At 73.4% G+C, this 11,887-nt stretch carries 16 protein-coding genes; 9 read left to right on the top strand and 7 right to left on the bottom strand.

Translation table 11 applies throughout. The annotated features are described in order from the left end of the window. Nucleotides 1-119: 119 nt before the first annotated feature. A complete protein-coding gene (locus ACFV3E_RS27245) occupies nt 120-1,046 on the bottom strand; it encodes a pirin family protein (RefSeq protein ID WP_500537038.1) in 927 nt (308 codons plus the stop codon). A gap of 125 nt (nt 1,047-1,171) precedes the next feature. On the opposite strand from ACFV3E_RS27245, the gene ACFV3E_RS27240 reads away from it, so the two are divergent. Next, on the top strand, nt 1,172-1,660 hold the full coding sequence (locus ACFV3E_RS27240; protein ID WP_500537037.1) for a carboxymuconolactone decarboxylase family protein: 489 nt from the start codon (nt 1,172-1,174) through the stop codon (nt 1,658-1,660). A 74-nt stretch (nt 1,661-1,734) separates the two neighbouring features. Here the strand turns inward: ACFV3E_RS27240 and ACFV3E_RS27235 are convergent, their stop codons facing one another. After that, nucleotides 1,735-2,757 (bottom strand): aldo/keto reductase, encoded by a 1,023-nt coding sequence (locus ACFV3E_RS27235; protein ID WP_500537036.1) that lies wholly within the window; start codon nt 2,755-2,757, stop codon nt 1,735-1,737. A gap of 175 nt (nt 2,758-2,932) precedes the next feature. Here ACFV3E_RS27235 and ACFV3E_RS27230 point away from each other — a divergent pair, with 175 nt between their 5' ends. The 4 genes from ACFV3E_RS27230 (at nt 2,933) to ACFV3E_RS27215 (ending at nt 5,060) form a co-directional block, all read left to right on the top strand. Continuing rightward, nucleotides 2,933-3,559, top strand: coding sequence for a TetR/AcrR family transcriptional regulator (locus ACFV3E_RS27230; RefSeq protein ID WP_500537035.1), 627 nt, complete (start codon nt 2,933-2,935; stop codon nt 3,557-3,559). A 121-nt stretch (nt 3,560-3,680) separates the two neighbouring features. Further along, nucleotides 3,681-3,890 (top strand): DUF2180 family protein, encoded by a 210-nt coding sequence (locus ACFV3E_RS27225; protein WP_500332558.1) that lies wholly within the window; start codon nt 3,681-3,683, stop codon nt 3,888-3,890. 72 nt (nt 3,891-3,962) lie between these two features. Then, entirely contained in the window at nt 3,963-4,400 is a 438-nt protein-coding gene (locus tag ACFV3E_RS27220; protein ID WP_500537034.1) for a Fur family transcriptional regulator, read from the top strand. Between the two features lie 150 nt (nt 4,401-4,550). After that, nucleotides 4,551-5,060 (top strand): Dps family protein, encoded by a 510-nt coding sequence (locus ACFV3E_RS27215; RefSeq protein ID WP_500537033.1) that lies wholly within the window; start codon nt 4,551-4,553, stop codon nt 5,058-5,060. A 60-nt stretch (nt 5,061-5,120) separates the two neighbouring features. Here the strand turns inward: ACFV3E_RS27215 and ACFV3E_RS27210 are convergent, their stop codons facing one another. Further along, nucleotides 5,121-5,879, bottom strand: coding sequence for a DeoR/GlpR family DNA-binding transcription regulator (locus ACFV3E_RS27210; protein ID WP_500537032.1), 759 nt, complete (start codon nt 5,877-5,879; stop codon nt 5,121-5,123). Between the two features lie 99 nt (nt 5,880-5,978). On the opposite strand from ACFV3E_RS27210, the gene ACFV3E_RS27205 reads away from it, so the two are divergent. Both ACFV3E_RS27205 and ACFV3E_RS27200 read left to right on the top strand, forming a co-directional pair. After that, entirely contained in the window at nt 5,979-7,139 is a 1,161-nt protein-coding gene (locus ACFV3E_RS27205; protein ID WP_500537106.1) for an MFS transporter, read from the top strand. After that, complete coding sequence (locus tag ACFV3E_RS27200; protein WP_500537031.1) at nt 7,136-7,897, top strand: alpha/beta hydrolase; 762 nt, start codon at nt 7,136-7,138, stop codon at nt 7,895-7,897. Before ACFV3E_RS27205 ends, ACFV3E_RS27200 begins: the two co-directional genes overlap by 4 nt. Nucleotides 7,898-7,910: 13 nt before the next feature. Here the strand turns inward: ACFV3E_RS27200 and ACFV3E_RS27195 are convergent, their stop codons facing one another. Then, nucleotides 7,911-8,891, bottom strand: a complete 981-nt coding sequence (locus tag ACFV3E_RS27195; protein WP_500363029.1) for a D-cysteine desulfhydrase family protein — start codon at nt 8,889-8,891, stop codon at nt 7,911-7,913. A gap of 174 nt (nt 8,892-9,065) precedes the next feature. Here ACFV3E_RS27195 and ACFV3E_RS27190 point away from each other — a divergent pair, with 174 nt between their 5' ends. Then, a complete protein-coding gene (locus tag ACFV3E_RS27190; protein ID WP_500363031.1) occupies nt 9,066-9,458 on the top strand; it encodes an SRPBCC family protein in 393 nt (130 codons plus the stop codon). 256 nt (nt 9,459-9,714) lie between these two features. Next, nucleotides 9,715-10,554 carry a helix-turn-helix transcriptional regulator gene (locus ACFV3E_RS27185; protein WP_500537030.1) on the top strand — a complete coding sequence of 280 codons (840 nt, stop codon included), beginning with the start codon at nt 9,715-9,717 and terminating at the stop codon, nt 10,552-10,554. On the opposite strand, the gene ACFV3E_RS27180 is transcribed toward ACFV3E_RS27185, so the two are convergent. From ACFV3E_RS27180 to ACFV3E_RS27170, 3 genes are all read right to left on the bottom strand, one after another. Continuing rightward, on the bottom strand, nt 10,544-11,140 hold the full coding sequence (locus ACFV3E_RS27180; protein WP_500537029.1) for a chloramphenicol phosphotransferase CPT family protein: 597 nt from the start codon (nt 11,138-11,140) through the stop codon (nt 10,544-10,546). The two genes, ACFV3E_RS27185 and ACFV3E_RS27180, sit on opposite strands and share 11 nt — an antisense overlap. 49 nt (nt 11,141-11,189) lie before the next feature. Then, on the bottom strand, nt 11,190-11,333 hold the full coding sequence (locus ACFV3E_RS27175; protein WP_500537028.1) for a hypothetical protein: 144 nt from the start codon (nt 11,331-11,333) through the stop codon (nt 11,190-11,192). 217 nt (nt 11,334-11,550) lie between these two features. Continuing rightward, nucleotides 11,551-11,820 (bottom strand): hypothetical protein, encoded by a 270-nt coding sequence (locus ACFV3E_RS27170; RefSeq protein ID WP_500537027.1) that lies wholly within the window; start codon nt 11,818-11,820, stop codon nt 11,551-11,553. Nucleotides 11,821-11,887: the final 67 nt, after the last annotated feature.

Genomic DNA, 11,887 nt, shown 5'->3' with positions numbered 1-11,887 from the left:
CTGGGGGGGTTGCCGCGCGGGCGGGCTCGCCGCGGTCGTGGCTGGTGCTTGGTGCGGGTTGGGCGCGTCGCGGAGGGTCGGGGGGGCGGACCCGGGTGGCCGCCGCCGGACCGCCCCGGTCAGTGCGTGTTCCCCCGCGACTTCAGGGGCACCCGCGGCAGTTCCGGCGCGGGCAGCGCGTCGCCGTCGTAGCCCTTGACCTCACCGAACCGGGTACCCGTCATCCAGTCGGAGCGGGCCTGTTCGATGTCCTCCTGCGTGCGGCCGATGAAGTTCCACCACATGATGATCCGCTCGCCGAGGGGAGGCCCCCCGAGCAGCACGGCCCGGGCGGGGACGCCGGCGTGGTTGGTCAGGGTCAGGGTGCCGTCTCCGGGGGCCAGGTAGCCGAGTTCGGCCGGGCTCAGCCGGGTGCCGGCCATCTCCACGTCGCCGGTGTCGACGAGCAGGCCGTGCTCGTAGGCCGGGTCGATCGCCAGGGTGACGGTCGCACCGGGATCGAGGGCGAGTTCGGCGCCGAGCAGCGGGGTGAAGGTCGGCACCGGCGAGGTGTCGCCGGCCAGGGACCCGAGGAACACCCGGACCACGCCCCCGCCGAGCGCCACGGGCTCCGGGACGTAGTGCTGGAAAGCGGGGGCGGTGTCACGGTGCCGCTCGGGGAGCACGACCCACAGCTGGACGCCGTGCAGGACCGTGGTGCGCTCGGTGGAGACCTCCGAGTGGCTGATGCCGTGCCCGCCGGTCATGAGGTTGAGTTCGCCGGGCCGTACGTAGGCGTGCGTCCCGAGGCTGTCGCGGTGCTCTATCTCGCCGCTGAAGAGCCAGCTCACGGTCTGCAGCCCGGTGTGCGGGTGGGGCGCGACGTCCATGCCTCCGGTGCCGGAGACGTCGTCCGGCCCGTAGTGGTCGGCGAAGCACCAGGCGCCGATGAGCGAGCGGTTCCGCTGCGGCAGGGTGCGCCGCACCGTCATCGCGCGGGGTCCGCCGAGCGGGACGTCACGGGCGGACAGGATCTCCACGGTGCCCTCGGGCTGGGTCTCGCTCATGTCGCGCTTCTCACACAACGACTGCTTCGAATTTCAACAATCATGGAGCTGATGATACGGCGATGCCCCCGGCGGACGACGGTGCATCCCACAGCGGCCGGAGACGGCCCGGCGAAGGAGTGCTGGTGAGCGACACCACGGTGGTTCGGCAGAGCAGGCGGATCTTCATCGACAAGCAGAGCCCGCGGGCCTACAAGGCGATGCTGGCGGCCGCCGAGACCGTGCGGGCCGTGGCCACCGAGGCCGGGCTCGAACACGACCTGGTGGAGCTGGTGAACATCCGCGTGTCGCAGCTGAACGGCTGCGCCTTCTGCCTCGACCGGCACACCAGGACCGCCCTCGGCGCGGGCGAGACCCCGCAGCGGCTGACCGTGCTGCCGGCCTGGCGCGACACCGAGCTGTTCACCGCGCGCGAGCGCGCCGCGCTCGCGGTGGCCGAGGTGACCACGGACCCCACCGACGCCGCCGCCCAGGAAGCGGCCTACCAGGCCGCGCGCGAGGTGTTCGGCGACGACGAGCTCTCGGCCCTGATCTGGGTGGCGATCACGATCAACTCCTTCAACCGGGTCTCCATCCTGAGCAAGCACCCGGTCCGCCCCGGCCCGCGGCAGTGAGCCACGACCGTAGGCGAAGGGGCGCGGCCCGCCGTTCGTGACGGCCGGGCCGCGCCCTTCCCGTTGCGGCAGGCTCAGCCGTTCGGGTCCCGCTGGGCCCCCGGGCCGGACTGCACCCGCTCGATGTACTCCGGGGCGAGCCGGCTGACCTCGTCGAGCGCGGCGAGGTCGTCCTCGGTGAGCGTGAGCCCGGCCGCGGCGAGGTTGCCCTGCAGCTGGTCCATGCGGCTCGCGCCGACCAGCACGCTGCTGACCCCGGGCTGCTGCATCACCCAGGCGAGGGCCACCTGCGCGACCGTCGCGCCGTGCCGCCCGGCGATCTCGTCGAGGCGGTCGACGACGTCGTACCCGCGTGCCTCGTCGACCGGCGGGTTCGAGCCCTTGCCCCAGCGCGTCGACCGGTCGCGCTCCGCTCCCCGGCGGAACTTGCCGCTCAGGAAACCGCCCGCGAGGGGGCTGTAGACCAGCAGGCCGAGCCCCTGGTCGCGCACGGCGGGGAGGATCTCGCGCTCGATGTCCCGGCCGACGAGGGAGTAGTAGGCCTGGAGGGAGGCGAAGCGCTCCAGGTCGTGCAGGGCCGAGACGCCCAGCGCCTTCATCAGCTGCCACGCCGCGAGGTTGGAGGCGCCGATGTAGCGCACCTTGCCCTGGCGGACCGCGTCGTCGAGCGTGCGGAGGGTCTCCTCCAGCGGCGTCAGCGGGTCGAAGCTGTGGATCTGGTAGAGGTCGATCCGGTCCGTGCCCAGCCGCCGCAGGCTGTCCTCCAGCTGGCGCATGACGTGCAGACGCGACAGGCCCATGTCGTTGGGGCCTGCGCCCATCCGGCCGTAGACCTTCGTGGCGAGGACGACGTCGTCGCGCCGCCCGCCGAGTATCCGGCCGAGCACCTCCTCCGACTCGCCGTCGGAGTAGATGTTCGCGGTGTCGATCAGGTTCACGCCGGCGTCGAGCGCGGCGTCCAGCATCTTGCCGGACTCGGTGTCGCCGAGGCCCCCGAGCACCTTCCAGAAGTCGTGGTCGCCTCCGCCGAAGGACATGGTGCCCAGGCCGAGCCGGGACACCAGGAGGCCGGTGTTGCCAAGTCGCGTGTAGCGCATGTCGTCGTCTGCCTTGCCTTTGCGTGTCACTGCCTCGCGGACCGGACAGCGGTGCACCGTGCGCGGGGCACATCGGACAGTATGCACGACACTCTGTCGGACACAATGTCCGAGACAGTACGGTGACCCACGGGACGGAGAGAATGGGCGTCCGGTCAACCAGGGAGCAGCACACATGGCATCGATCACCCGCCCGACCCGCCAGACCAGGCGCCGCGCGGACTCCGAGGCGGCGGTCCTCGCCGCCACCGAGCGGCTCCTCCAGGCCGGCGCCACCTTCACCGAGCTCGGCGTCCAGCGGATCGCCGCGGAGGCGGGCGTGGCCCGGTCGACCTTCTACCTGTGCTTCCGGGACAAGACCGACCTGCTCGTCCGGCTGACCGCCCACATGAAGGAGGAGCTGTTCCGGATCGGCGGCGACTGGCGTCCGACCGGGCCGGACGGCGGCCCCGACGGCCTGGCGGCGATCTACGTGGAGCAGCTGCGCTACTACCGCGAGCGCGGACCCCTGCTCGCCGCCATCGCCGAAGTGGCGGCCTACGACGCCGAGATGCGCGAGGCGAGGGTGCGGGAGATCGACCGGTTCACCCGGCACATGACCCGGCTGATCGAGGAGGAGCAGGAGGCCGGCCGCCTCCACCGGGGGGTGGACGCGACGGCCGCGGCGCAGGTGCTGGCCTGGGGCGGTGAGCAGGTCATCGCGCGTCAGGTGGCGATCGGCGACCCGGCCCGGGACGAGGCCGTGGCCCGCGACCTGGCCGAGTCGCAGTGGTACGGCACCTACCGCCGCTCCGAGGCCTGAGTCCTCCCGTACGGCGGAACGCGTGCGGCCCAAGATTTGACTCGGTCAATTCTCGCCTTTACGTTCGAGGGGTGGGGCGACGAGAGCCGCGCCCCTCCCCCACCCCACGGAGCGAACTCGCGTGAAGTGCTACGACTGCGTCCAGGAAGCGCGCCACGACAGCGAAGGCATCGGCGTCTGCACCCGTTGCGGCCTGTTCACCTGCGCGGACCACTCCCGCGTCGTCCGCCTGCCCGTCCACCAGCCCCGGGGGCTCGGCCGGGCGACCAGCCGCCTGCCCGCGCGCCGCGTCGTCTGCGCCACCTGCCACACGGCCGAGACCGCCGAGTGAGCACGGCCACGGCGGCACGTGCACTAAAATTGACTTTGTCAATTCTCGTGCGCGAAGGAGGGTGACGCCGCCATGGAGCAGTCAGTGGGCGACCTGCTCAAGAGCAAGGGGCTGCGCAGTACGGCACAGCGCCGCGCCCTCCTCAGCGCCCTGAAGGGCCACCCCCACTCCACCGCATCCGAGCTCGAGTCGAGGATCGGCGTCGGCTCCCCGGGCGCGGGCGGACTGTCCAAGCAGGGCCTCTACAACGTGCTCGACGACCTCACCAGGGTGCAGTTGATCCGCTGCATCGAGCCCGCCGGTTCCGCCGCGCGCTACGAGCTGCGCGTCGGCGACAACCACCACCACCTGGTGTGCCGCAACTGCGGGCGCGTCGAGGACGTCGACTGCACGGTCGGCGCGGCCCCCTGCCTGGACCCCGTGGAGGACAAGGGCTTCGTCATCGACGAGGCCGAGATCACCTGGTGGGGCCTGTGCGCCGAGTGCCAGAAGGCCACCACCGGCGCCTAGATTTGACCGGGTCAAATCTAGGCGTAGTGTGGGAAGCGCAACAGGACGAAGGCCGCCACCGGCCCCATCACACCCCTCCCACCTCGCCGGCCGGACGCGGACCTCGCGGCACGCACCGCACACCGCCCGCCCATGGGAACGGAGTTCATCGTGACCACGACCCTGCACGCCTCCCCCGCCAACCGGCGCCGCGCTTTCGACGCCGCCCCGTTCACCGCCTCGGCACCGCTGGCCGCCACCCTCCAGGACGTCCTCGCCGACCTGCTGGAGCTGCACGCGCAGACCAAGCAGGCGCACTGGAACGTCGTCGGCCGCGGCTTCCGCGGCCTGCACCTGGAACTCGACGAGATCGCCGCGACCGCCCGCGGGGCGGCGGACGAGTTCGCCGAGCGGATGCGCGCCCTCGGGGCCACCCCGGACGGCAGGAGCGACACCGTGGCACGGACCACGACGCTCCCCGAGTTCCCCCCGGGCCGCATCGAGGACACCCGCGCCGCGACCCTCGTCCTCGGCCGACTCAACACCGTCGGATGCGTGCTGCGCGCGGCGTTCAGCGCCACGGGCGACGAGGACCCGGCCACCGGGGACCTGGTCAACACCACGCTGCAGTCCGTCGAGAAGCACGCCTGGATGCTGCGCGACCGCCTCGCCCACGTCTGACCTGCCGTCACATTCCTCGCGGGTCGCACACCCTGGAGACCTCGGGCGGCGGACGCGTGGTCACACCTGCCGGACCGTGACACCCGCCGCGGTCAGTGCGCCGACCGCGTCCTGCGGCGCGGAGTCGTCCGTGACGACGGCGTGCAACGCGGTGGCCGGGGCGACGAAGGCGAGGGCGGTGCGGGAGAGCTTGGCGCCCTCCGTCACCGCGATGACGCGGCGGGCGGAGCCGATGGCGGCCCGCTTCACGGCGGCGTCGTCCAGGTCGTAGGCCGTGAGGCCGTTGGCGGCGTTGAGCCCGCAGCAGCCGATCACCGCGGTGTCGAAGCGCAGCGCGGCCAGCGACGCCTCGGTCAGCGGGCCGGTGAGCGCCAGTTCGCCGGGCCGTGGCCGGCCGCCCGGGACGAGCAGGGTCAGGGACGGGGCACCGGTCAGGGCGTTCACCGAGTGCAGGGACAGGGGCATCACCGTCAGCCGGCGCTGTTCGAGCGCCCGGGCCACCTCCAGGCAGGTCGTACCGCTGTCCAGGACGACGGCCTCGCCGTCGGCGATCAGCCCGGCGACCTCGGCCGCGATGCGCCGCTTGCTCTCCTGCCCCTCCTGGGACCGGAGCCCGAAGGGCGGTTCCGCACCTCGCAGCAGCAGGCTCCGCGCGCCGCCCCGGTAGCGCTCCAGGACCCCTTGGGCGGCCAGCACCTCCAGGTCGCGGCGGACGGTCATCTCCGAGGCGCCGGTGAGGGCGGCCAGTTCGGCGACGCCGACGCGCCCCGCCTCCTGCACGGCCTCGGTGATCTGCCTGAGTCGGTCGGTACCAGCCATGACCGCATTGAACAGCAGTCATGTTCAAAACGCAAGATTTCGAAAGCAATAGATGTTCGCTATGTTCGAAGTGTGAACACCGCACCTCGGGCCGCCCGGATGGCCACCTTCGCCTACTTCGTGCTGAACGGCTTCGTGCTGGGGATGTGGATCGTGCACATCCCGGAGATCGAGCACCGCACGGGCATCGGCCATGCCACGCTCGGCTGGCTCCTGCTGCTGCTCGGCGCGGGGGCCTTCGCGGGCATGCAGATCGTCGGCCCGCTCACCGACCGCCTCGGTGCCCGTACGGTCGTGCCCGTCAGCGCGGCGCTGTGCAGCGGCACCGTCGTCCTGCCGGGCCTGGCCGGCGACGCCTGGACCCTGGGGGCGGCCCTCCTGCTGCTCGGCATCGGCAACGGCAGCCTGGACGTCAGCATGAACGCCCACGCCGTCCAGGTCGAGCACGGCTACGGACGGCCCGTCATGTCGGCCTTCCACGCCACCTTCTCCATCGGCGGCGTCCTGGCCGCGCTGGCGGGCGCGCGCACGCTCAGCAGCGGCTGGAGCCCGGCGTGGACGCTCGGGGGCGTCGCGGCGCTGGGCGTCGTCGTCGCGGTCGCGGCGGCACCCGCCCTGCTGCGGTCCGCAACCCGCGCCCCCGGTACGGAGGATGCGAAGGCTCCGGTCCGCCGGCGGACGCCACGGCGCATCTGGGCACTCGCCGTACTCGCGTTGATGATCATGATGTGCGAAGGGGTGGCCAACGACTGGAGCACGCTCCACCTGAGCACCGTGCTGGACGCGCCCGCCGCCACCGCCGCCCTCGCCTACGGGGCCTTCTCCACCGCCATGACGGCCGGCCGGTTCGTCGTGGACCGCGTGGCGACGCGGCTCGGCCCCCTGGCAGTCCTGCGGGGCGGCGCCTCGGTGGCCGCGGCCGGGCTCCTCACGGCGGCCCTCTCCCCCTGGGTGCCCCTGGCGGTGGCCGGCTGGGCCGTGTTCGGCGCCGGACTGTCCGGCTGCGTGCCCCAGTTGTTCAGCGCGGCGGGCCACGCCGACCCCGCCGCCGCGGGCGCCAACGTCTCCCGCGTCGCCGGGCTCGGCTACCTCGGCATGCTCGCGGGCCCGGCGGTCATCGGGCCGCTGACCCATCTGATGCCGCTCAACATCACCTTCCTGCTGCCCGTGGCATGCTGTGCGGTCGCGGCCGCGGCGGCCGGCATCCTGCGGCCGCCCGCGCGCACCGCCCCGGCGCACCAGGAGGTCTCGACGGCATGACCGACACGGAACGCATCGGCGGGAGCCCCGCCACGATCGAGTCGTTCACCGTGGACTGCGACGGCGAGACCCTCAGGTGCACGGCGGCGCGCCCGGTCACGGACGACCGGGGCGCGGCCGGGCCGCTGACGGCCGTCGTCCTGCACGGCGCGGGAACCAGCGACAGCCAGCGGCTCACCGGCCTGCTCGGCGACGTCGCCGCCCGGGGTCACCACGCGCTCGCCTTCGACTTCTCGGGGCACGGCGAGAGCACCGGCCTGCTCGCGGACTCCAGCCTGAGGCGGCGGTTCCTCCAGGCCCGGGCCGTCATCCACGGGCGTGTCCCGGCCCGGCACCGCCTGGCCGTGATCGGCTTCAGCATGAGCGGGCAGACCGTCGCCGACCTGGCGCGGCACTACGGTGCACGGGTGGCGTCCGTCGGCCTGTGCGCTCCTGCCGTGTACGCGGCCGACGCCTGGACCGTGCCCTTCGGGGCGGGCTTCACCGAGATCATCCGGACGCCGGAGAGCTGGCGGAACTCGCCCGCCCTCGACGTCTTCCGTGCCCTCTCCGGCCGGGCGGTCCTGGCGACCCCGGCCGCCGACGCGGTGATCCCGCCCGCCGTCACCGAGGCCGTCGCCACCGCGCTCGGGGGCTCCCGCGCGCGCTTCACCCGGCTGACCTACCCGGACGCGGAGCACCGGCTCGCCCTGTGGTTCACCCGCAACCCGGAGCCGCGCGGCCGCTTCGTCGACGCCGTCCTGCGCGACGGGGCGTGAACGTCCGGGCCCGTCAGCCCCGTTCGTACGGCCGCAGCGCGGCGACCGAGCGGCGTACGGCCTCGGCATGCCCGAACAGCCCCGGCAGACCGCCGGTGTGCAGGAAGACGGTGCGCCGGCCACGGCGGATGTCGCCGTCGCGCACCGCCGCGGCCAGACCGGCCATGGCGCGGCCGGTGTAGGTGGGGTCCAGCGCGATGCCCTCGGTGGCCGCCGCCGTACGCATCGCCTCCAGCACCGGTTCGTGGAGCGTCGCGTAGCCGGCGCCGACCTGGTCGGTGCGGATGCGCAGCGAGTCCGCGGCGACGGCACGATGGGCGACCGCCCCCACCAGGTCCGCCACGATGGCGGCGGGTCCGGTCACGGCGCCGCAGTGGACGCCCAGGACCCGTTCCTCACCCAGTGCGGCGACGAGACCGGCCATGGTGCCGCCGGAGCCGAGGGCCACCACCACGTGGGCGACGTCGGGCAGTTGGGCGTGGAGCTCCTCGCCGGCCTCGACGTAGCCGCGGGCACCGGTCGGGCTGGAACCGCCGAAGGGGATGAGGTGGGGCAGCGCGCCCTCGCGGCGCAGTTGCCCGCACACCTCCTCGGCGACGCCCGCGAGGTCGGCGGGCTCGACGTCGCCGGCCCAGACGACCCTGGCGCCGAAGAGGCCGTCGAGGACGAGGTTGCCGGTGCCGGACCCGGCTTCGGGTTCCTTGCCGGGGAAGACGAGGACGACGTCGAGCCCGAGGCGCGCGCCGGCCGCGGCGGTGAGGCGGGCGTGGTTGCTCTGCGCCGCGCCGACCGTCACCAGGGTGTCCGCGCCCGCGTCGAGCGCCTCGCCGACCGTCCACTCCAGCTTGCGGACCTTGTTGCCGCCGCCGCCCAGCCCGGTGAGGTCGTCCCGCTTGATCCACAGGTCGTCCGCGCCCAGGCCGAGGGCGGCGGCCAGGCGCGGCATGGGCTCGACAGGGGTGGGCCAGGCGGACAGCGTGATCTTGCCGGGCATCGGCTGCGCTCCAGGGTCTGACGGCGGCGGTGACCGGCGTTCCGGACGCCGGTGGAGTCCATTGTGGGCGCTGCCGGGCGGCCCGCCGCTCCGGAAGGGCGGAAGGGCGCGCGGTGGCTGCCTCCACGGGGCGAAGGGACACTTGAAGTCTCCCCCTGAGGAGGTGGGATCGCCGTGAGTGAGTTCGAGCGCTCCATGAACATGACGGCCTCCGCCGACCGCGTCTTCGACCGGGCGGAGGACCTCGGCCGCATCGAGTCCTGGCTCCCCGACGAGCTGCACGTCCGCGCCGCCGAACCGCCCGCCGTCACCGTGCACGACGACGACACCGGACGGGACGCGGCCGCGCTCTTCCGGGCCGACCGCGCGCACAAACGGCTGGAGTGGGGCACCAGCGAGGACGACCGCTACGCGGGCTGGCTGCAGGTGGACCGCACCGACGAGCGGACCAGCGAGGTGACCATCCACCTGTCGTTCTTCGACGAGAGCATCGCGCCGCCGGAGGACGTCGTGGACCAGGCCTTGGACGACAGCCTGCACCGTCTGTCGCGCATGGTCACCGCCTGAGTCCGGCGGCGCGTCCGGGCGCCGGGGCCAACTGTCGGCGCCGGCCGCACCGCCGGTGCGAGAGGACGGCTCCCGGGATGACGCACGTCCCAGCGGACCCGGACTCCGTCCCCTCGTGCCTCCCAACGTAAATCTCAGTTTGGACTGAGTCAAATGTCGGCCGTCGCCCGGGGCCGGCCCGCGCCACCGTCGCCGCCGTACTTCCTGGCACTCCGGGTACCAGGCAGCCACGCGGCCCGCGCAGCACACTGGGGGCATGGCGGCGACGGAGTTCGGCAGAGCGGTGCGGCGGTGGCGGGAACGGGTGGCCCCCGAAGCCGCCGGGCTGCCGGTCGGCGGGCACCGGCGTGCCCCGGGACTGCGCCGGGAGGAACTGGCCCAGCTGGCGGGGATCTCCGTCGACTACGTCACCCGGCTCGAACAGGGCCGGGCCTCCCACCCGTCGGCGCAGGTCGTGGAAGCCCTGGCCAGGGCGCTGCGGCTGTCCCCGGACGAGCGCGGGCACCTGTTCCAGCTGGCCGGTCTGGCGCCCCCGGGGCCGGACACCGTCCCCGCGTACATCACCCCCAGCGTCCAGCGTCTGCTCGACCGGCTGACCGGCACCCCGGTCGCCGTCTACGACGCGTCCTGGACGCTGCTGGTGGCCAATCCCCCGTACGCCGCGCTCATGGGCGATCCGTCCGGTTGGCGAGGGAACCAGCGCAACGGGGTGTGGCAGCACTTCGTCGACGGGGGCGGACGGGTCCGGCGCACCCCGGAGTACCTGCCCGCCTTCGAATCGGCGCTCGTCGCCGACCTCCGCGCGGCCGCCGACCGCTACCCGGCCGACCAGCGGGTCCGCACGCTCGTCGCCGACCTGCGCGCGCACAGCGAGCGGTTCGCCGGGCTGTGGGACGCCGGCGCGGTCGGCCGCCACGAGGCGGCCCGCAAGACGCTCGACCACCCGCGCGTGGGCCCGCTGACCCTCGACTGCGACGTGCTCACCGTGACGGGCAGCGACCTGCGCATCATGGTCTACACCGCCGAACCCGGCACCGAGGACGCCGACCGCCTGGCGCTGCTCACCGTGCTCGGCACCCAGGAACTCACCGGGTGACGGCCGCCAGTCGCTCGAACGCGGTCGGGAACGGCCTGCGGGGCAGGAAGTCACGGATGCGGCGGGCACACTCCGCCGCGGAGGCCTCGGTCGTGTCGCACTCGACGTCGTAGAGGCCGTGGGCGTGGACGAGTCCGGACTGACGGGCCGCCAGGCCTTCGGGGCGGTCCCCGCGCTCGCGCTCGCGCCGCCGGAGTTCCCCGGGCGAGCAGTGCACCCCCACCAGGACGACGTCCCTCGGGGGGAACAGCCCGAGGCAGTCCCGCAGGCGCCAGGGCTCGCTGAGGACGTGGTCGACCACCACGTTGTTGCCTCCGGCGGCCATGCCGGCGACCGCGCGGTGGAATCCCCGCCAGGTGCGCCGCAGTACGCCCGGCAACTCCTCCGTGCTCACCTCGCGACGGGACCGCATGGCGTGGAACGCGTCCACCGGCAGGTGGAAGTAGGTCCCGTCCAGGGTGAGCAGCAGTTCCCTCGCGATGCTCGACTTCCCCGAACTGGACGTCCCGTTGAGGAAGACGATGAGGCCGCCGGGCCCGGCATCGGTGGCTGCGCCGGCATCGGTGGTTGCGTCGGCTTCGGGCAACGTGCCTCCTCCGCCGCCGGACCGCCGGGGGGTGTGGCGGGCGGTCGCCCTACGGCGCTTGCGTGCCGGGCGCGTTGGGACCTGCCGACGGCCGGGTGGGGGGAGGACTCACGATCCGGTCCTCCACTGCGGACAGGACGAGCATCAGCCCGAGCAGGAACACCGGCAGCCCGAGCACCAATGCGGCGATCATCGCAGATCCTCCGCGTGCGGCAGGGACGTTCGCCGGCGGCGGGCGAGGGCGTCGGACGGATGGCGGCGGTCGTGGACACGGTGGGACACGGGCGACATGGGCACCTCCACTGCGGCGTCGGATGCCCGCCTTCCCCGCTTGGGGCGTTGTATGGGGCCGCCCGGGAAACCGGCGCTCCCGCGTCCCGGTTCCAGCCCGGGCGCCGCGCGCCGTCGGGTCAGTAGCGGAAGGCGTCGGGGCCGTCGAGCCGCCCGAACCGCCGCGGGTGCGGGATCTGCTCCGGCCGCTGGGCCCACCGGGCCCGGCGGCGCCGGGCGCCTCCGTGCTCGCCCCAGTAGAGGACCGCGACGACACCGGCCGTGGCACACAGCAACGCGCCGACGACGACGCTGTGGACCGTACCCGCCGAGAGCACCCCGACCACGGTGCCCAGCACGATTCCCAGCATTCCCGCACCGAAAACGAGCCTGCGAATCTTCAAATCCATGAAGAATCACTCCCTTTCGCCAGAACGCATTCCCCGGTGAACGCCCGTCAATCCACGGATCGTCTTA

This window comes from Streptomyces sp. NPDC059718 (assembly GCF_042733315.1).
Lineage (GTDB): Bacteria > Actinomycetota > Actinomycetes > Streptomycetales > Streptomycetaceae > Actinacidiphila.
Note: the sequence above shows the minus strand (reverse complement) of the source record. Positions and strands in the feature narration are given on the sequence as shown.

Excerpts from the sequence above, each read along its gene's own strand:
- ACFV3E_RS27200 (WP_500537031.1), top strand. The coding sequence starts at position 7,136 with ATGACCGACACGGAACGCATCGGCGGGAGCCCCGCCACGATCGAGTCG.
- ACFV3E_RS27195 (WP_500363029.1), bottom strand. The coding sequence starts at position 8,891 with ATGCCCGGCAAGATCACGCTGTCCGCCTGGCCCACCCCTGTCGAGCCC.
- ACFV3E_RS27205 (WP_500537106.1), top strand. The coding sequence starts at position 5,979 with ATGGCCACCTTCGCCTACTTCGTGCTGAACGGCTTCGTGCTGGGGATG.
- ACFV3E_RS27185 (WP_500537030.1), top strand. The coding sequence starts at position 9,715 with ATGGCGGCGACGGAGTTCGGCAGAGCGGTGCGGCGGTGGCGGGAACGG.
- ACFV3E_RS27210 (WP_500537032.1), bottom strand. The coding sequence starts at position 5,879 with ATGGCTGGTACCGACCGACTCAGGCAGATCACCGAGGCCGTGCAGGAG.
- ACFV3E_RS27170 (WP_500537027.1), bottom strand. The coding sequence starts at position 11,820 with ATGGATTTGAAGATTCGCAGGCTCGTTTTCGGTGCGGGAATGCTGGGA.
- ACFV3E_RS27235 (WP_500537036.1), bottom strand. The coding sequence starts at position 2,757 with ATGCGCTACACGCGACTTGGCAACACCGGCCTCCTGGTGTCCCGGCTC.
- ACFV3E_RS27175 (WP_500537028.1), bottom strand. The coding sequence starts at position 11,333 with ATGATCGCCGCATTGGTGCTCGGGCTGCCGGTGTTCCTGCTCGGGCTG.
- ACFV3E_RS27230 (WP_500537035.1), top strand. The coding sequence starts at position 2,933 with ATGGCATCGATCACCCGCCCGACCCGCCAGACCAGGCGCCGCGCGGAC.
- ACFV3E_RS27245 (WP_500537038.1), bottom strand. The coding sequence starts at position 1,046 with ATGAGCGAGACCCAGCCCGAGGGCACCGTGGAGATCCTGTCCGCCCGT.
- ACFV3E_RS27220 (WP_500537034.1), top strand. The coding sequence starts at position 3,963 with ATGGAGCAGTCAGTGGGCGACCTGCTCAAGAGCAAGGGGCTGCGCAGT.